Here is a 20,177-nt window from a genome sequence, read left to right as displayed (position 1 = left end):
CAGCCGCGAATCAGGCGACGCGGTGCCTGGCACCGGCTGCGCCGGTGTTCGCGGCTGAAGCCGCTCCCACAGGGACCGCGCCGACCTTGTACAACGACGTAGATCAGGCGATCGCCGCGTCCACCAGCACCTGGGCTTCGGCCACCAGGCGCGCCAGGTGCGCCTCGTCGATGAAGCTCTCGGCGTAGATCTTGTAGATGTCCTCGGTGCCCGACGGCCGCGCGGCGAACCAGCCGTTCTCGGTCATCACCTTCAACCCACCGATGGCCTGGCCGTTGCCCGGCGCGTGGCTGAGGATCTGCTGGATCGGCTCGCCGGCCAGCTCGGTGGACTTGACCTGCTCCGGCGCCAGCTTGCTCAGCAGCGCCTTCTGCCGCGCATCGGCCTTGGCCTCGACGCGGGTAGCGTACGGCTTGCCCAGCTTGGCAGTGAGGTCGGCATAGATCTGGCTCGGGTTGCGCCCGGTGCGGGCGGTCATTTCGGCCGCCAGCAGCGCCGGGATCAGGCCGTCCTTGTCGGTGGCCCAGACGCTGCCGTCCTTGCGCAGGAACGAGGCGCCGGCGCTCTCTTCGCCGCCAAAACCCAGCGAGCCGTCGAACAGGCCCTGGGCGAAGAACTTGAAGCCCACCGGCACTTCGTACAGCTCACGGCCCAGCGCGGCGGTGACACGGTCGATCAGGCCGCTGGAGACCACGGTCTTGCCCACTGCCGCGTCGCTGCGCCATTGCGGGCGGTTGCGGTACAGGTAGTCGATGGCCACGGCCAGGTAGTTGTTCGGCTGCAGCAGGCCGTCGGCGGTGACGATGCCGTGGCGGTCGTGGTCGGGGTCGCAGGCGAAGGCCACGTCGAAGCGCTCGCGCAGGCCGATCAGGCCCTGCATGGCATACGGCGAGGACGGGTCCATGCGGATCTGGCCATCCCAGTCGACGGTCATGAAGCGGAAGGTCGGGTCGACCTCGGTGTTCACCACTTCCAGGTTCAGCTGGTAGCGCTCGGCGATGGCCGACCAGTAGCGCACCCCGGCGCCACCCAGCGGGTCGACGCCCAGGCGCAGGTTGGCACTGCGGATCACCTCGAAGTCGATGACGTTTTCCAGGTCAGCGACATAGCTGCTGACGTAGTCGTGACGCTGGGTGGTCGGTGCCGCCAGCGCCTGCTTGTAGTCCATGCGCTTGACGCCGGCCAGGTTGGCCGCCAGCAGTTCGTTGGCCTTGGCCTCGATCCACTTGGTCACGTCACTGTCGGCCGGGCCGCCGTTGGGTGGGTTGTACTTGAAGCCGCCGCTCTGCGGCGGGTTGTGCGACGGGGTGATGACGATACCGTCGGCCAGGCCCTGCTGGCGGCCACGGTTGTAGCAGAGGATGGCGTGGGACACTGCCGGGGTCGGGGTGTACTCGTCATCCTGGCTCAGCATCACCTGCACGCCGTTGGCGGCCAGCACTTCCAGGGCGCTGGCGGCGGCCGGGGCAGACAACGCGTGGGTGTCGGCGCCGATGAACAGCGGGCCGTCGATGCCCTTTTCCTGGCGATACAGGCAGATGGCCTGGGTGATCGCCAGCACGTGGTATTCGTTGAAGCTCAGCTCGAACGACGTGCCGCGGTGGCCCGAGGTGCCGAAGGCCACGCGCTGGGCCGCCACCGCGGCGTCGGGACGGCCGGTGTAGTAGGCGGTCAACAGGCGGGGGATATCGACCAGCACGCTGGCCGGAGCCGGCTTGCCTGCCAAAGGACTGAGCGTCATGCGGAACCTCGAAATCAACAGAAGTAGGTGTTGGAGCGCGCAGTGTACTGGGAGTTTCAGCGCCAGGCGATGGCGGCGTTCACCCCAGCTGCCACCAACTGGGGAACATCTGCCGCACCCGGGGCTCGGCGAAGCGCTCGTCGATCAGCATCAACACGCCACGGTCCTGATCGCCGCGGATCACCCGGCCGGCGGCCTGAATCACCTTGCGCACGCCCGGGTACAGGTAGGCATAGTCGAAACCGGCGCCGAACTGACGGCCCAGGCGCTGCTTGAACTGCTCGTTGACCGGGTTGACCTGGGGCAGCCCGAGGGTGGCAACGAAGGCGCCGATCAGGCGCGTGCCCGGCAGGTCCACACCCTCGCCGAAGGCGCCGCCGAGCACCGCGAAACCCACACCCTGCCCGTGCTCCACGAAACGCGCCAGGAAGGCCTCGCGGCTGGTTTCGTCCATCCCCGGGGCCTGGCGCCACAGGGGAATTTGCGAATGCTTGGCCTCCAGCAGCCGCGCCACCTGCTCCAGGTATTCGAAGCTGCTGAAGAAGGCCAGGTAGTTGCCCGGCTGGCCGGCAAACTGGGCGGCGATCAGCTCGACAATCGGCGCCAGCGACGCCTGGCGCTGCTGGTAGCGGGTGGACACCTCGCTGACGATGCGCACCTGCAACTGCTCGGCCCGGAACGGCGCGGCAACTTCCAGCCAGGCCGTGTCAGCGGGCATGCCCAGCAGGTCGCTGTAGAAGTGCCGCGGGTTCAGCGTGGCAGAAAACAGCGTGACGCTGCGCGCCGCGCTCATCCGTGGCCCCAGCAGCCGCGCCGGCACCACGTTGCGCAGGCACAGCGTGGCCAGGCGCCGCCCCCGTGGGCCGTTGCGCGGGCTGATATCGAACAGGAAGTGCTCGTCGAACAGCTCGGCGATGCGGCTGAACTGCAGGGCCTGGAAGAAGAACTCCAGCACCTTGGGCTCGACTTCGGCGGGCGCCTGGTTCATGCGCTCCTGGATCAGCCCGATGCACTGCTGCAGGGCACGCAAGAAGGCGTCCGGCAGTTGTTCGCTGGCCTGGTACGGCGCCACCTGGGCCTTGTACAGCGTGTTCCACTGCCGGTTCAGCCGGTCGAGGGCACTGCCCAGCCCGGCCGGCTTGCTCTGGCGCAACGCCAGCAACTGCCCCTGGTCGAGGCTGGCGCTGTACATCTGCCGCCCCCGCTCGACCAGGTTGTGCGCCTCGTCCACCAGTACCGCCGTGCGCCACTGGTTGGCCTGGGCCAGGCCGAACAGCAAGGCATGGGCGTCGAAGTAGTAGTTGTAGTCGGCCACCAGCAGGTCGACCCAGCGCGCCATCTCCTGGCTCAGGTAATAAGGACAGACCTGGTGCGCCAAGGCCACCTCGCGCAGGCTGGCACGGTCGAGCAGCGACACCTGCGCGGCGGCTTCGCGGGCGGCAGGGAGGCGGTCGTAGAAGCCCCGCGCCAAAGGGCAGGATTCGCCATGGCAGGCGTTCTCGGGGTACTCGCAGGCCTTGTCGCGGGCGATCAGCTCGAGGCTGCGCAGGGCTGGTTGCGGCGACGCCCGGGTGATCTGGCGCAGTGCATCGAGGGCCAGGGCCCGGCCTGGGGTCTTGGCGGTAAGGAAGTAGAGCTTGTCCAGCTGCTGCGGCACCACGGCCTTGAGCAGCGGGAACAGGGTACCGAGGGTCTTGCCGATGCCGGTGCTGGCCTGGGCCATCAGGCAGCGGCCGGTGCTCACGGCCTTGTACAACGTCTCGGCCAATTGGCGCTGGCCCTGCCTGAATTCGCGATAGGGGAATGTCAGCGCGCCAAGATCCCGGTCCCGCTCGCTCAGCCGTCGTTCCTGGGCCTGCGCCCAGGCCAGGAAGCGCTGGCACTGGGTCTCGAAGAAGTGCTTGAGCTCATCGGCTTGGTAACGCTCGCTGATCACGGTCTGGCCGTCACTGTCGACATCGAGATAGACCAGCGCCACATCGATCTCCGCCAGCTGCCGTGCCTGGCACAGCAACCAGGCATAGACCTTGGCCTGGGCCCAGTGCAGTTGGCGGTGGTTGTCGGGCTGCCTGGCCAGATCGCCACGGTGGGTCTTGATCTCCTCCAGGCGATTGCGCGCCGGGTCGTAGCCATCGGCGCGACCGCGCACCCGCAGCCCCTGGTACTCGCCCTCCAGCGCCACCTCCGCTTCATAGCCGGCGGCGCGCCGCGCCACCACCCGGCGGTGTCCGGCAATGCCCTCCTGGGCGGTGGGCGACGGGGTGAAGCGCAGGTCAAGGTCGCCAACCTTGGCGCTGAATTCACACAGGGCACGCACGGCCACGGTGTAGCTCATGCCGGCACATCGCTCCAGCGCACATGGCAGACCGCGACCGGCAGCCCGTGGGCATGGCAGAACTCGAGCCAGCGCAGCTGGTTGTCCTGCAGGCGGTCACCCGGCCCCTTGACCTCGATCATGCGGTAGCCGCCCTGCCCCGGCCAGAACTGGATCAGGTCGGGCATGCCGGCGCGGTTGGCGCGGATATCCTGCAGCAGGCGCAGGAAGCAGGCTTTCAGGTGCGCGGGCGGCAAGTGCTCGAGTGCCTGTTCGAGCAGCGGCTCGTCGAGCATCTGCCAGAACACGAAAGGCGACTGCAGGCCTTGCTTGGCCTGGAAGCAGTCGCGGATGGCCTGACGATGGCTGCCATCGTCCAGGCGCCCGAGGCAGGCGTCGAACAGTGCCGCGCGACGCTGCTGGAAGTCGACGTCGTGCAGGTCCTGCGGCCCGCTCTGGAACGGGTGGAAGAACGCCCCCGGCACCGGGGCGAAGATCGCCTCCCAGCACAGCAGGCCGAACAGGCTGTTGAACAGGGTGTTCTCGACATAGTGAACGCTGCCCCTGTCCTGCTCCAGATGCTGGCGCACTGCTTCTTCCACGCCCAGTGCCGCCATCTCAGCCGGCAGTTCCAGTTCGATAAGTGTCACAGTCTCGCTGCGCCGGCGCGGCTGTGCCGGACCGCCAAGCTTGCGCGCCAGGCGTGGCAGCAGGCGTTCCAGGGCTTGGCATTCCAGGGCATTGGCGGGCTCCTGGGCCATGTGCAGGGCCAGGGCGTGAGCCTGCGGCCATTGCTCGCTGCGCTCATAGACCCGGACCTGACGAATACGTGCCTCGGGGTGCGCGCAGTCGGCGTAGATCCGCAGTGCCAGGTCCCAGTCCCCCAGGCGCTCGCACTGTTGGCCGATGCTGAACAGCAGGCGCGCCCGGCGCCGGGCCAGCCAGGGGTTGCTATCGTCGAACCCGTCCAGTGCCGCGAGCAGCTCGGCAGGCGGGGCGCCCTGCTCGAGGTGCTCTGCGCACTGGTGCAGGGTCATGGCCAGGTCGACCTCGGCACGCTGGCGCAAGGCCCGCGAGTCGTCACTGAACGCCACCTGTTCGTAGCGGAACACCCCGAGGTCGGCAAGCACGAAGTCCGACCAGCTCTGGTACAGGTTGCCGAAGAACAGCAGGCGCAGGCGGTCGCACAACGGCTGCCGGCACCAGTGCAGGATCCGCACCGGGAAATCGGGGCACCACTGGGCCAGCGGGCCGGCCGGCAAACCCAAGGCCTGCAACTGCTCCAGCAACTCGGCCTTGCCGGCCCGCGGCCGGGGAAGCCGCCCGGCGAAGCACGTCGCCAGCTCGTCCTTGCGCAGCAACGCCCACAGTTGCTCCACCGTCATCGGCGCGTCGTCGACCACCCAGCCCAACGCCAGCAACGGCGCCAGGGCCACCTCGGTGTCGCCAATCTCGGCATAGTCGAGCTTGTCACTGCGAAACAGCTCACCCTTGCGCATGACCATGCGTACCAGCAGGGCCTGGCTGGGCACCGGCAGTTCGCTGAAGACCTGGATGAAACCGTGCTCGTCGCGGTCCAGCAGGTCGGCATAGCGCTGCCCGACCCAGCGCAGGACCTGGCGGAAGTTGTGCAGGTAGTACAGGGGATCATCGACGGAATGGGCGATCACGGTGCTAGTCGGGTGCTGAGGAACAAACACTGGTTATACATACAGATCACATGCCTGGGCAAGCGCGCTGGATCGACGGTCACACGATCGTTAAGAGCACTCGCCCAGAAAGCAGGCCTACTCGACGGCGCGCCACAGCGGATAGCCGCCACCCGGGCTGGCCGGCAAAGGCCGCAGCCACAGGTCGCGCCGGCCCAGCAGCTGGAACAGGCGCCGGGCCTGGTGGCTGAGCGTGCCGGCATACAGCCCCCGCAACTGCGCCAGCTGCAGGCCGCTGGTTTCAACCAGCCACTGGCTGACCGGCTCCGGGCAGGGACGACCCTGCAAGGCACGGTGCAGGTACGGCAGTGCGACGCGCATGCCCGGATGACACCGCAGCACGAAGGTCTCGAGGTTGTGCCCTTGCGCCTCGAACGGGGTGAACAGCTGGCAGACCAGTTGCGCCTCGCTCACACCATAGGCGCCAGCCAGGCGCGTCTGTGCCTCGCCGCGCAAGGCCCGCCCCTGCGGCCAGGCGGTCGACGGCTGGCGCAAGCGTTGGAAGAACGCCTGGGTGCCCTCGCGATAGCTGCGCTGATCCAGGTACTGCGCCTTGAGTCCATGCAGGTGGGCCAGCGGCAAGGGATCGAACAGCCCTGACGGCCCCTGGGCCTGACTGCCCTTGACGTCCTGCCGGCCGAGCATGCGGTCCAGCGCTCCACCGTCGTCCGGGTGGCGCAACAGGTCCTCGACCATCACCAGGCGCGGCTCGCCGCCGGGCTGGCGCAGCACGGGCGAAGTCGGTGGTTGCCAGGGATCGGCCAGCACCTCGCCCAACTGCTCGAGACCCGCCGCCAGCACATTGTGAGGCGTCAGGGCGTGGGCCACCTCCACGGTATGGCGCAGGCAGCGCCGCCCCCAGGCCAGCAAGCGGTGGCGCTGTGAAAACGGCACGGCGCTGATCAGGATCTGCTCGCCGGCCTCCCCGGCCAGCGCCTGGCCCAGGCTGTTGGCCAGCTCCAGGTAGCCCCTGGCACCGAGCATCGCGTCCGGCTGCCCGCCGACCAGATGGCCGAACAGCAACCAGGCGTTGCCCGCATCGGCCAGTTGCTCGGCCGTGCAGGCCTGGCGGGCACCGAACGGACCGAGCTGCCCGCCATCGGCTCGCAGCAGCTCCACCCGCGGATCGTCATGCAGGAACAGCGCGCTGAAGCAACGGTCGTGAAGGGCCAGGGCGGTATCGTCGAGGGTCGGCAGGCGGGCCGCCAGCACGCGCAGGCGGCAGGTGGCGCCATGGCGCAGGGCGATGCTCAACTGCGCGGCGCGCAGGCAAGCCAGCAGATGCGCGCTGCGCCGGTCGACACCGTGCAGCACCAGCACCCGGACGTTGCCGACGTAATCCTGGCCGCCGGCGATGACCAGCAATCGCTGGACCAGCAACTGCACCGAGGCGCGCTGGGCCTGGGTCATGTGCTCCAGCAGGCGCTGCAGGACTTGCTGGTAGACATAATGCATGGCTTGGTCGTGGGTCTCGGTCATGCTATCGCTCCATCTCCCTGACGGCTTCGAATTGAAGTCCGATTCTGGCAGATGAATAGCAAACCGAGCTTGAAGGAAACTTCCTAAAGCCTAGTAGGACATTTAGCTAAATTTGCCTGACGTCCCTGTAGGAGCGGCCTTGTGCCGCGAAAGGGCTGCGTAGCGGCCTCAAGGTTACAGCGTTGACGCATCAATCGCCGGGGCCGCTTTGCGGCCCTTTCGCGGCACAAGGCCGCTCCTACAGGGATCACACGTGGCTTCAGTGCACACCCATATCCAGCACCACCCGCCCACCACACGGACACTCGTCCATGTGCCGGTGCGCCTCGACCACCTGCTCGAACGGATACACCTTGATGATCTGCGGCGTCAGCAGCTGGTCGGCGGTGAACTGGTTGATGTCGCGCAGCGCCCGCTGCAGGGCCACCTGGTCCTGGGCGATGCCCAGCTCCGGCTTGCCGGTGAAGTTGCCGATGCAGTGCACATGGAACTGGATGTTCTTCTGGAACGCCGCGCAGGCCGGGAACGGCGTCTGGTTGCCGCCCTGCAGGCCGTACAGCACCAGGCTGCCACGCGGCGCCAGGACATCGCCGAGCAGCGACATCTGCGGGCCGCCCATGCCGTCGAGGACCATGTCCACGCCACGGCCATCGGTGTACTTGCCGATCTGCATCAGCAGGTCCTGTTCCTCGGTGACGATCACCTTGTCGGCGCCCAGGCCCAGCAGGTACTCGCGCTGTTCGGGCTCCTTGGTGGCGGCGAACACCTTCAGCCCCAGGGCCTTGCCCAGTTGCACGAAGGCCGGCCCCGCGCAGTGGCTGGCGTCGGTGACCAGCGCGGTCTGCCCGGCCTTGGCCCGCGCCAGGTCGACGAAGGCGAAGTAAGCGATCAGCAGCGGCGTGTAGTGCACGCTGGCCTCGATCGGGGTCAGCACATCCGGGTAACGGGTGATGGCGCTGCGCGGCAGGACGATCACATCGCCATACACAGGGTGGTCGTTGGCGCTGGTGGCCGGGAAGCTGGCAACCCGGTCGCCCACCGCGATATCGTCCACACCCTCGCCCACGGCGGTGACCACGCCGGCCATCTCGTGACCGATGCCGGCCGGCAGCCGCGCCTGGGACGGCGCCAGGTTCTGCCGCCAGAGCACGTCGTACCAGCTGACGCCGATCGCCTCGACGCGAATCTGCACCTCGCCGGTAGCCGGGGACGGTTCGGCCTGCTCCTCGCATCGGAGCACATCGGCCTGGCCGAACTTGTGGAAACGGATCATGCGGGACATCGCATACCTCGCCTGTGTGAATCTCGTATTACCACGGACTTTATCCGGGCTTTCACGGTTGGACCATCAGTGGCTGTTAATAGTCGACATGCCTGTCATTGATTGGGCCCCTGACAAATCTGTGCATTGGCACCCGGAAATCGGTGCAGGGTACCAGCCTTTGGCCTTAAGATTCACCCCTGCCCCACTTCAGGCGAGCCGCATCGAATGAATCGTAACGACTTGCGTCGCGTAGACCTCAACCTGCTGATCGTGTTCGAAACGCTCATGCACGAACGCAGCGTGACCCGCGCCGCCGAGAAACTGTTCCTCGGCCAGCCGGCGATCAGCGCCGCGCTGTCGCGCCTGCGCAACCTGTTCGACGACCCGCTGTTCGTGCGCACCGGCCGCAGCATGGAGCCCTCGGCGCGGGCCCACGAGATCTTCGCCCTGCTGTCACCGGCGCTGGACTCGATCTCCACCGCCGTCAGCCGCGCCGCCGAGTTCGACCCGGCCACCAGCAACGCGGTGTTCCGCATCGGCCTGTCGGACGATGCCGAATTCGCCCTGCTGCCGCAGCTGCTCAAGCGCATCCGCGCCGAAGCCCCCGGCATCGTGCTGGTGGTGCGCCGGGTCAACTACCTGCTGATGCCCACCCTGCTGGCCTCGGGCGAAATCTCGGTGGGCGTGAGCTACACCAACGAACTCCCCGCCAACGCCAAGCGCAAGGTGCTGCGCCGCAGCATGCCCAAGCTGCTGCGCGCCGACAGCATGCCCGGCAGCATCACCCTGGATGACTTCTGCGCCCGGCCCCATGCCCTGGTGTCGTTCGCCGGCGACCTCTCGGGGTTCATCGACGAGGCACTGGACGAGATCGGCCGCAAGCGCCACGTGGTGTTGGCGGTGCCGCAGTTCAACGGATTGGGGAGTTTGCTGGCGGGGACCGATATCGTCGCCACGGTGCCGGACTACACGGCCGATGCGCTGACTGCGGCGGGTGGGTTGCGGGCAGAGGACCTGCCGCTGGAGGTGCGCACCTTCGAGCTGCACATGGCCTGGCGTGGGGCGCAGGACAATGATCCGGCGGAGAAGTGGTTGCGGTCGCGGATACAGATGTTCTTCGGCGATCCGGACAGTCTTTAGGTTTCGCTGAAATAGGCCGTTCTTCTGATCATTTTTGCTTATCCAATGAGCATGGAGTCGAAAACCTGATTGCGCTTGGCCAAACAAGCCAGCGCGACGCAAGGCACGATGCCTTACTAGGTCTATTGGTAGGCCGCTTTCGATAGTGAACAGAGCTCGCATACCCCTTATTCACGAGGTATACGGGAGGTATCGAGGCATCCCCAAGATTCTGCCATCCAACACGCTGAACTTTCAGACAGCAACACTGGAAAATACACGCAAGGAACAATACCCTGCCAAGGATACAACCTAGACGAGTTGATCATGTCAGGGATTACACCGTTTCAAACCCCGCGTTGGATGCGAGACCTCGTCCGCTTCCTTCCACTGAAAAGCCAATTTGTCCTATCGGGTAACATTAGGGACCTCCAAGCCTGCGAGATCGCCCCTGGCACGGTCACGGCTCAGAGTTTCAACCAAACCCTCTGCGACGCCCTGCTCGACAGCGGCTATGGCCATGTGCTGGCTTGGGACCCGGTGGCTGGTTTTCGTGTGCTTTGCAGGCCCGGCAGCGACCCGGCACCGGGCCAAGCCTTACTCCAGGAACTCGGCCTGACCGCGGTGAACGGTGCCGCGTCAGCGGGTATCGACTTGCTCGCCGCCACCGTGCAGCGTCTGCTGGCCCGCGCCGATGCACCGGTCGCCCTGATCATCGACTTCGCCTCGCGCCTGGCGGTACGTAGCGATTCCCTAAGCGCGGCGGAGCATCAGCTGTTCACTCAGGCCTTGGTGCATGCCCACCAGGCGCGCAGCCGGCCGCAGCCACAAACGCGCAAGCCATTCTTCAATACGCTGCTGTGGCTGGTGGAAAAAGAAGGCGACCTGCCGGACTGGCTGCTGGTCGACAATCCCCGGATTCGCCACATTCCGGTATCCAAACCTGACCAATTGGCCCGCCGCGCCCTGGCCCCGGCCCTGCTCAAGGGGCTCGCCGGTAGCCAGGAGTCAAGTCAGGACGCGCTCGCCCAAGCCGCGGACGCCTTCGTGCATAACACCGAGGGCCTATTGCTGCTCGACCTCAGTGCGATCGCACAACTCGCACGGGTCGAGGGGGTGGCCATGGTGCAGATAGCCGATGCCGTGCGCCGATATAAAGTGGGTGTCACCGAGGACCCCTGGCTGCGCATTGATCGCCAGCGCATCCGCCAGGGCGACGAGCTAGTGCACCAGCGAGTGAAAGGCCAGGACCACGCTGTGACCCACATGCTGGACATCGTCAAGCGGGCGATGACCGGCGTCGGCGCCAGCCGCAAGGGTAACCGCCCGCGTGGCGTGGCCTTCCTGGCCGGCCCCACCGGAGTGGGCAAGACCGAGTTGGCCAAGACCATGACCAGCCTGCTGTTCGGCGACGAAAACGCGTATATCCGTTTCGACATGTCGGAATTCAGTGCAGAGCATGCCGACCAGCGCTTGATCGGTGCGCCACCAGGCTATGTCGGCTACGACGTCGGTGGTGAACTGACCAACGCGATTCGCGAGAAACCCTTCAGCGTGGTGCTGTTCGACGAAATCGAAAAAGCCCACCCGCGCATCCTCGACAAGTTCCTGCAGATTCTCGACGATGGCGTGCTGACCTCTGGGCGCGGTGACCGGGTGTACTTCTCCGAGGCGCTGATCGTGTTCACCTCCAACCTGGGCATCTACCGCCTGGGCGACAACGGCGAGCGCGTTGCCAATGTGCTGCCGGGCGAGCCCTATGAGCAGGTCCGGGAGAAAGTCCACAGCGAGATCGACCGGCACTTCAAACTGGTGCTCAATCGTCCGGAAATTCTCAACCGTATCGGCGAGAACGTCATCGTTTTCGACTTCATTCGTGAAGAAGTCGGCCAGCAGATCTTCGAACAGATGGTCGATGCCACCTTCAAGGACCTAAAACAGCAGGAACTACACGTGACCATCGCCCCTGAGGCGCGTCAGGCGTTGCACGCCCTGTGCCTGCGTGACCTGTCGAATGGCGGCCGGGGTATCCGCAACCAACTCGAAGCGCATCTGCTCAACCCGCTGGCGCGAGCCTTGTTTGATCAGGACGCGCAACCTGGCGAGCATTTCTCCATCAGCCGACTGGGAGTCGGCGGATTGACCCTGGAACGTCGCTGACCATGGAGCTGAGCCTCTCCCGCGTGCACTTCCCGGTAACCACCCTCGGCCCAGGTCGGCGCCTGGGCATCTGGTTTCAGGGATGCAGCATCCGCTGCCCGGGGTGTATATCCGCTGACACCTGGGGGCCAGGCAAGCGCCGCGTGCGTATTGCACAACTGCTGGAGCAACTGACGCCCTGGTTGGCTGAGGCCGAAGGCATCACCCTCTCGGGCGGTGAACCCTTCGACCAGTTCCCTGCCCTGCTCGCTCTGCTTCAAGGGTTGCGCCAGTCACCCCCCCTGGACATTCTGGTGTACAGCGGCTACACGCTGGAACACCTGCAACCCCTGCTGCAACAAGCCGAAGGTCTGATCGATGCGTTGATCAGCGACCCCTTCGACGAGCGCAGCGAGCAATCCCTGGCGCTGCGCGGCAGCGACAATCAGCGCCTGAATCTGCTGACCCCGCTCGGCCATGAACGCCTGGCCAGCTACCAGCGCCCCTTGCAACCCGCCGACCAGGCCCTCGACCTGATGTTCGACGAGAACGGCAGCGTATGGATGGCGGGGATCCCTCGGCGTGACGACGTACTGCGTCTGCGCGACCTTTTGAACGCGCAAGGCCACCAGATTCGCACCAGCGCGCACCGCCACTGACCGGAATTCGCCCGATGATTCGCTATTGCCCCAATTGCAACACTGCACGCCCGGTACAGGAAATGTTCTGCGAGGGCAGCGTCGACCAGCACCCGTGCAACTGGGACCTCGCCGGCGAGCCGATCCAGGCTGACGGCTGGCGGCCGCAGGTCATCCATACTCTGGACAAGCTTCCGCCGACGGATACGCTCCCGGCCCATGGCATCGTCTGTGAAAACGGCCATGCCATGGACCCCGGCGACCTGATGTGCCTGGAGTGCGATGCCCTGCCCGCCCAGCCCTCAACCAACGATGTGCCAGTTGCCCCGGTCGACGAGACGCCCGCAACCAGCGAAACATTGATCGAAGGCTGGTCGCTGATCCGCCAGATCAGCAATACCGACGGCGTCCGCGAGCGTTACCTGGCAGTGCACCAGGAAACCGCTCGCCAAGCGGTGCTCACCCTTTATCGACCAGGCGCGGAACCGGACCCTGCGGTTTATGACGTGATCCGCCGCCTGCCGCGCGAGCACGTGCCCGAAATCATCGCCACCGGCCGCTGGGATGGCCGTGCCTTCGAAGTGATCGAGGAGCTGACCGGCGGCAGCCTGGCCGACCTCGGCGGCGTGATCCGCGAAGCCCACAGCGTGCGCCATGTGCTGCGAGAGCTGGGCCAGGCACTACACACGTTCAACGAGGCTGGGCTGCGTCACCGTGACTTGCGCCCGGCCAGCTTGCTTATACGTGCCCACGAGCCACTGGACCTAGTGATCAGCGGCTTTGGCTCGGCGCGCCTGTCAGAATTCGACCTGGACATCGTCTCGCCCCTGGAGACCAGCCGCTACATGGCTCCTGAAGCCATCGCCGGCGGTGTGGCTTCCGCCTCGGACTGGTGGAGCCTGGGCATGATCCTGCTCGAACAACTGACCGGGGGCGCCTGCTTCGAGGGCATCCATGCCAATGCCTTCCTCATCCATGTACTGGCCAACGGCGTGCCGATTCCCGACGACCTCGACCCGGAGCTGAACCTGTTGTTGCGCGGCCTGCTGGCACGTGACCGGCACCAGCGCTGGCAATGGCCCGAGGTCGAGGTGTGGCTCGACGGACGCCCGGTGCAGGCACCGGCTTCAGCCTTTGCCGAACGCGACGACGGCGAAGGTGCCACCTTGCAACTGGGTGAAGCGCGCTACCACAAACCAGCGGTATTCGCCCTCGCCGCCGCTCACGCCGAGCACTGGCAGCAGGCACTCGACCACCTGCTGCGCGGCGTCATCGTCACCTGGGCCGAGCAGATTGGTCTTCCCCCCTCATTGCTCGCCGGCCTGCGCCAGGTGGTACAGCATGACGGGCTCGAGGACGATTTCCGTTTGATGCTCGCGCTGAAACTGCTCAACCCGGAAATCCCGCTGATCCACCGCGGCGATATCGTCACCCCAGGCTGGTTGCTGGAGCACCCGCTGGAAGGCTACCGGCTGATCAGTGGCTCGGTGCCCGACCTGCTGGAACAACTGCAGACCGACAACTGGCTTTCTCGCCTCAAACTGCGCGCCGAACAGGTTCGCCAGCGCGCCCTGCACCAGCAGATCGAACTGGTCGAGGAGACCTTGCGGGTATACATACTATCGACCTCGCGGGCAAAGCTCACCAGCGAATGGCAAGCGCGCCAGCGGCTGCTGCCGGATACCGAGCACCCCGGCCTGCAGGCACTGGCGGAACGACGGGTCATCGCCGAAGAAGACCTAATCGTGCTGCTCAGCGCTTCGATCGGGCAATTCCGCTCGGTGGATGCAATCATCCAGGAAGCAGCGGAGCTGGCCACCAGCGTCGAGGTCGGCTGGTTCGACAGCGAAGCTGCCACTGCGCTACTGCAGCATCCGCGCCAAGATCTTTACCACAGCGTCGATGAGCGCATACGCGGGTTCTCCCGCAGCGGCGTAGCCGCAGTGGATGCCTGGGCCGAGCAGTTCCGCCTGGAACGGCGCATGCCGCTGGCCCAGACCCTGGTGCTACTGGCCATTCCGGCAAGCCAGTGGTTTGAGCCGCAAAAGCAGCAGTATGTGTCACAGATCCTAGAGTTCTTCGAGAAGAAGGTGGTAACCGCAGTGATGCGCGGCCCGCTGGTGCGCATGAGCATCGGCAAGACCACCGCCCGAGTCGATCTCAACGAACTGCACAGCGAGCGCCACCCGGCCGCCGCCCTGCTCGACCACCTGCTGCTGCGCAACGAACGGGCCGTGAACCTGGACCCGGAATGCTTCCAGGCCATGCCGCAGATTGCCTCACGCCTGCACGCGCTACACCGGCAGAGCGCATTGTACAAACGCGACACCGGCATTGACGGCCTTTACCTGGGTTTCCCCTTCCTGCTCAGTCGCGACACACGCGGCACCACGCGCACACGCATCATTCCGCTGCTGTTGTGGCCGGTGAAGCTGCTGCTGGAAGTGGGCAGCCGGGGCCTTGCGGCCCTGGCCTTCGACAGCGAACGCGAAGAGGTGCGCCTTAACCCCGCGCTGGAAAGCGTACTCGGGGCCGAAGCCTGCAAGCGCTGGCGCAAGACGGCCGACGAGTTGCTTAGCCGCTCCTCGATCCGCGCCAGCGACGTGATGGATGCGTTCGGCATGCTTGCAACTGCGCGCTCGCGCAGCATCGCCGGCCTACCGGCCAGCAGCGTGGAAGTCGTGCCTTACCAGGACGAACTGGCCTGTGCCGGCGTATTGTTCCACGTCACCTTCATGGGCCAGGCCATTGGCGAAGACCTGCGCCAGCTGAAGTCGCTTTCACCTGCAGGCAGCGGGCTCGAGACCGCATTGCGGCTCAGGGCCGATGAGGAAGCCGAGGCCGTGGCTCCACCGGCTGAACTGCACCGCTATTTCACCGTCGCCAGCGACCCCTCCCAGGAAGCAGCCGTGCTGCAAGCACGCCAAGGCCCGGGCCTGCTGGTCGAGGGGCCACCGGGCACCGGCAAGAGCCAGACCATCGTCAACATGGTCGCCGACGCCATCGGCCGCCAGCGCAGCCTGCTCATCGTCTGCCAGAAGCACGCGGCGCTAGAGGTTGTGTACAAGCGCCTGGTGGCCGAAGGGCTGGGCCAGCGCATCGTCATGCTCAATGACGTCAACCGCGACCGTGAGCCGATCATCCGCAGCATTCGCGAACAATTGGAAACCCTGTTCATCGGTGGCGATGAAGGCCAAGGCCTGCTCCGCCAGCGCGAACAGGCGGCGGCGCGAATCGAGGCACTCGAAGGCGAGCTGGACCGCTTCCACCAGAGCCTGCACCGCCCGGACCCGGCCACAGGCTTGAGCTACCGACGCCTGCTGGGTGAGCTGATCGCCCTCGAAGATGGGCCGGCACCACTCGAGTTCCCGGCGTTGCGCCAGCGCCTGGCTGTGCTTGACGTTGCCAGCCTGACCCGCCTGGAAGAAAACTGCGCACCACTGATACGCCTGTGGTTGCCCGCCCGCTACGAAGGCAGCGCCCTGTCGCAGTTGCAGCCGTTCGCCACGGACCGCTCTACACTGCAGGCCTTTACCGACAGCCTTGAGGCTTTCAGCCAGGCAGAGCTGCAGCGCCAGGCTACCCTGCAAACACACTCGGCCAGCTTCGAGATTGAAGACCCTGCACCGTACCGGGCATGGATAGCCGCCCATGTGGCTGCCTTGCTCGGTCTGAGCCAGGAACAGCGGCTGCGCCTGGCCCGCTGGCTGCCGCTGTTCCGCAGCAAGGACGGCGAGCAGTTGCCGCGTGGCGAATCGATGCTGAACGAGCTGCGGCAACTGCAACAGCAGCTCGACCAACTGCCCGAAGGCGATTACCTGCCAGCACTGTCGCCCGCGCTGAGCCTGCTCGACAGCAAGCCGATGCGCAGCCTGGAAAGCGATTGCGCCCAGGTCATGGGGGCTCGCTCCTGGCTGGCGCGCGTCAATCCGTTGCACCTGCTCAGGCGCAAGCGCCTGCGCGGTTTCCTCGAAGCGCAGGGTGACAGCCGTATGGATGAAGCCCTGCCAGGGCTGCGCGCGGCCATCGATCTGGAGCAGCAATGGCGCCCTCTGCGCGCCGAACTTGCTGCACTTCACCAAGCGTTGACCCTGGACAGCGTCGCCGCCCAGGCGGGCCTGGAACTGGCGGCCTTGGTCAAAGCTGATATCCGTCAGCTCGTCGAGATCCAGGCGTTGGCACAGGCACTGGCACAGTCGCCTCGCGCACGCCAAGCAGATGACGCCGTGCTTACCGGTGACAAACAACACTTGGAGGCATTGCTCGGCGATCTGGACGCCTCCTTGCTGCGCCAAGGCGTTCGCCAGTCCAGCCTAAACCAGCTCAAGCTGCTCGACGACTGGCTCGGCAACGAACTGGCTGAACAGTTGCGGCATGCCGTGGAACACAACCTGAGTAACGAACTGGCACTCAGTCGCCTGCACGACGCCTTACCCCACCTGGCGGCCTACCAGGGCTTCCGGGCCCGCGCCGGGCAACTTGCCGAGGCTGACCTGGACCTGCTGGCCCTCCTGCGCCAGCGCCAGGCGCAACTCGACGCTTTGCCCTCCGAGCAACTCGAAGCCGCCGTGCGCCGTCTGCTCAACCGCGAAGCGCGGCTGGGCTGGAAGCACCGCATCGAACAGGCGAACCCGGAACTGCTGTTCAGCCAGGAAGAGGCCCAGGCCAAGGTCGCCAGCCTGGCTCAGGCCGATACACGGATGCGTGAGCTCAACCGCCAGCTGTTGGCCACCGGCATCGACCCGGCGCGCCTAGGCAGCCGCAAGCAGTGGGAGGACGTGACCCGGCTGACCGGCAAGCGATCACGCAGGCTGCGAGAGTTTCTCGAACTGGGTGCACCGCTCGGGCTGATGACATTGCGCCCGGTATGGCTGATGAACCCGGACGTGGCCAGCCGGGTGCTGCCACTGAAGAACGGCCTGTTCGACACGGTAATCTACGACGAGGCATCACAGATGCCGGTGGAGTTTGCCCTGCCGACCCTGTTCCGCGGTCAGGTCACAGTGGTCAGCGGCGACGAGAAGCAGATGCCGCCGACTGCGTTCTTCTCCAGCCGGGTCGAAAGTGACGAGGCCGAACTGTTCGATGGCGACGAACCGGACGAGGACGCTGACGAAGAGCAACGCGAGGCCTTCCAAGACACCTGGAACCGCCGCGAAATCAAGGACTGCCCAGACCTGCTGCAACTGGCGCGCAACGCCCTGCCCAGCACCACCCTGCAGATCCACTACCGCTCGGCCTACCGCGAGTTGATCGGTTTCTCCAACGCCTCGTTCTACGGTAACCGCCTGAACGTGCCGGTGCGCCACCCCCGGGCAAGCATTCGTCAGCTCCAGCCGCTGGAACTGATTCAGGTCGAGGGCTTGTACCAGAACCAGAGCAACGTTGCCGAAGCCGAGCGTGTCGTACAGTACCTGGAGGCGCTCTGGCAGCTCCCTTACGCGCACCGCCCTTCAGTGGGCGTTGTGACCTTCAACCGCAAGCAAGCCGAGCTGATCGAGGAGCACCTGGAAGCTCACGCCTCCGAGAACGAAGCCTTCCGCGCCGCGTACGCCCAGGAACGCGAACGCAGCGAGGACGGTGAAGACATGTCGGTGTTCGTCAAGAACGTCGAGAACGTGCAGGGTGACGAGCGCGACGTGATCGTGTTTTCTTCCACCTTCGGCCGCAACAGCCAGGGCACCTTCCGCCGCCACTTCGGGGTGCTCGGCCAGACCGGTGGCGAACGCCGCCTGAACGTGGCGGTTACCCGTGCTCGACGCAAGGTGGTGATGATCACCTCGATGCCCATCGCCGACATTTCCGACATGCTCAACACCCAGCGCGCCCCTGCCAGCCCACGCGACTACCTGCAAGGCTACCTGGAGTACGCGCGAGCGCTGTGTGCCGGCGAATTCGACTACAGCAGCAAGCTGCTGGGCCGCCTGCAGACGGACCGCAGCACGCAGGTGCATGGGCACTACCAGGGCCGCGACGGCTTCGCCAGGATCGTTGGCGCGTTCATCGCCTCCTTGGGCTGGAATGCCGCTCCGGCCAGCGAAGGCGACGCGTTTGGCCTGGACTTCGCCATCGCAAGCCCGGCGACCGGCATCTATGCCATCGGTATCGAATGCGACGCGCCCAGCCACGCCTTGCTCGAACGCGCCCGGGCCCGGGAAATCTGGCGGCCCTCAGTATTGCGCCGAGCAATCCCGCAGATCCACCGCGTCTCATCCCAGGCCTGGTACCACGACGGCGACAACGAGCGCGCTCGCTTGCGTGTGGCCATCGAGGGCGCCATGCAGGCTGAGCAGCAGACGGCCTCATCCAACGAAAAGGAGAGCTGCCAATGAGTGGCCCGAAGGTGGTGCGCATCGTTACCCGTGAAGAAATCATCGCCATTTGCGAAGGCCATCTGCGCCTCCTTGATCAGGCCGTGGCACGCTGGGAGGCCCAAGCCGAAGGGCTTGGCCAAATGAGTGAGCAGGAGCGCACGGCCACGCGGGCACGGCAAGCGCGATTGCGCGCCTTGCTCACTGATGACCAGTTCCGAGAGCTGCAGAAAGCCGTCCCCATCGAGATCGAGCACCTGCGACGCGACCAACTGGCCCGCGAGGAGCGCGCTGTTCGGCAAGCGACCGAGCAGCGCCAGCACCAACGCCGCATGCAGGAAAACGCAGCGCTGCTGCTCAAGGCCCTAAGCGGCCGCACTGACACCGCCCCGCACGTGGCGCAAGCTCTGACACAACTGGCCGATGGCGCCCAACTGGCCAATGCCGAGCAACTGCTCGCCCAAGGCTTCGCCCAATTGAGCAGCAGCAACGAAGCGCAAACCCTTGACGAGCAGCAACACGCGCTGGCTCAGCGGCTCAAGGAGGACGCCCCCGCGCCCGACCTCAACACGTGGTTAGCCGAACGAGCACAAACGATCCGTGATCCGCGCCTGCAGCAGATCGACCGACATATCGCCGAGCTGCACCTGTTGCAAGGCGCAGCCCGTGCGTTGCCCTTTGTCCAAGCCTTGGCCCGAGCCGAAGCACAGCCCCAGGCGCAGCAGCGTAACTTGCTGCTCGACAGCCTGGTGATCGAGTTGGCCGACAATAATCGCGACTTCCAACTCAGTCGCGATTCGTTGGCCAAGCTCCACGACTTGGCAAACGGAGTGCGAGCCCACCTGGATGCTGGAAACGAGGTATTGCTCGAGAAGGTCAGCCTGTGCACAACTGCCACCTCGCAGACTATGGTGGGCGAGCTGACCAGCCACTGCGAAGCGGTTCTTGCCGCTCATGTGCAAGCACACGCCGCCCTTGCCCGTCGCGAAGCCATGCTTCAGGGCTTGGCCGAACTCGGCTACGAAGTGCGCGAAGGCATGACCACCGCCTGGGCCGAATCGGGCAAGGTAGTGCTGCGCAAGCCAGCCACACCAGGCTACGGCGTAGAGCTGGGAGGCAAGGCCGAGAACGGCCGCTTGCAAGTGCGAGCAGTGGCATTGAGCCATGATCGCGACACCCAGCGCGACAAGGATATCGAGACGATCTGGTGCAACGAGTTCGGGCGGTTGCAAGCGATGCTTGAGGGCCATGGAAGCGAACTGCTGATCGAGCGAGCGATGGGGGTGGGAGAGACGCCACTTAAAGAAGTACTTACAGCTGAAGACGGAGACATAGCTGCCGCCGCACAGATCGTGCCCCAGCAAGTGGTGTAACTCATCCAGGGCGCTATTTAGCGTCCTCCCCGCCCATGCTTGATCAGCAGAAAACCAAGATTGACCGTGTAAGGATTTTTCCTTACCATT

10 protein-coding genes are annotated in these 20,177 nt (G+C 65.6%); 5 read left to right on the top strand and 5 right to left on the bottom strand.

Annotation, left to right across the window (positions count from 1 at the left end):
• Positions 1-103 precede the first annotated feature (103 nt).
• From pgm to POF53_RS14895, 5 genes are all read right to left on the bottom strand, one after another.
• On the bottom strand, positions 104-1,741 hold the full coding sequence (gene pgm / locus POF53_RS14915) for a phosphoglucomutase (alpha-D-glucose-1,6-bisphosphate-dependent) (protein ID WP_498968291.1): 1,638 nt from the start codon (positions 1,739-1,741) through the stop codon (positions 104-106).
• Positions 1,742-1,820: 79 nt separating this feature from the next.
• On the bottom strand, positions 1,821-4,076 hold the full coding sequence (locus tag POF53_RS14910) for an ATP-dependent DNA helicase (protein ID WP_498968289.1): 2,256 nt from the start codon (positions 4,074-4,076) through the stop codon (positions 1,821-1,823).
• Entirely contained in the window at positions 4,073-5,725 is a 1,653-nt protein-coding gene (locus POF53_RS14905) for a VRR-NUC domain-containing protein (RefSeq protein ID WP_498968287.1), read from the bottom strand. Before POF53_RS14905 ends, POF53_RS14910 begins: the two co-directional genes overlap by 4 nt.
• Before the next feature lie 117 nt (positions 5,726-5,842).
• Positions 5,843-7,243, bottom strand: coding sequence for a hypothetical protein (locus tag POF53_RS14900; protein ID WP_498968285.1), 1,401 nt, complete (start codon positions 7,241-7,243; stop codon positions 5,843-5,845).
• 259 nt (positions 7,244-7,502) lie between these two features.
• Positions 7,503-8,525, bottom strand: coding sequence for a zinc-dependent alcohol dehydrogenase family protein (locus tag POF53_RS14895; RefSeq protein WP_110738667.1), 1,023 nt, complete (start codon positions 8,523-8,525; stop codon positions 7,503-7,505).
• Positions 8,526-8,732: 207 nt separating this feature from the next.
• On the opposite strand from POF53_RS14895, the gene POF53_RS14890 reads away from it, so the two are divergent.
• The 5 genes from POF53_RS14890 (at position 8,733) to POF53_RS14870 (ending at position 20,087) form a co-directional block, all read left to right on the top strand.
• Positions 8,733-9,647, top strand: a complete 915-nt coding sequence (locus POF53_RS14890) for a LysR family transcriptional regulator (protein WP_232857215.1) — start codon at positions 8,733-8,735, stop codon at positions 9,645-9,647.
• Positions 9,648-9,953: 306 nt separating this feature from the next.
• On the top strand, positions 9,954-11,786 hold the full coding sequence (locus POF53_RS14885) for an AAA family ATPase (RefSeq protein WP_232857216.1): 1,833 nt from the start codon (positions 9,954-9,956) through the stop codon (positions 11,784-11,786).
• 2 nt (positions 11,787-11,788) lie between these two features.
• Positions 11,789-12,424 carry a 4Fe-4S single cluster domain-containing protein gene (locus POF53_RS14880; RefSeq protein ID WP_232857218.1) on the top strand — a complete coding sequence of 212 codons (636 nt, stop codon included), beginning with the start codon at positions 11,789-11,791 and terminating at the stop codon, positions 12,422-12,424.
• A gap of 14 nt (positions 12,425-12,438) precedes the next feature.
• Complete coding sequence (locus POF53_RS14875; protein ID WP_232857220.1) at positions 12,439-18,735, top strand: AAA domain-containing protein; 6,297 nt, start codon at positions 12,439-12,441, stop codon at positions 18,733-18,735.
• The gene (locus POF53_RS14870) at positions 18,732-20,087 is read left to right on the top strand and encodes a coiled-coil domain-containing protein (protein WP_232857221.1); all 1,356 of its coding nucleotides are present in this window, start codon (positions 18,732-18,734) and stop codon (positions 20,085-20,087) included. The genes POF53_RS14875 and POF53_RS14870 overlap by 4 nt, the downstream gene beginning before the upstream one ends.
• Positions 20,088-20,177: the final 90 nt, after the last annotated feature.

The organism is Mitsuaria sp. RG, from assembly GCF_028369275.1.
In the GTDB taxonomy this organism is placed as follows: Bacteria; Pseudomonadota; Gammaproteobacteria; order Pseudomonadales; family Pseudomonadaceae; genus Aquipseudomonas; species Aquipseudomonas peradeniyensis.
The sequence above is the reverse complement of the archived record's forward strand: the minus strand, read 5'-3'. Positions and strand labels throughout refer to the sequence as shown.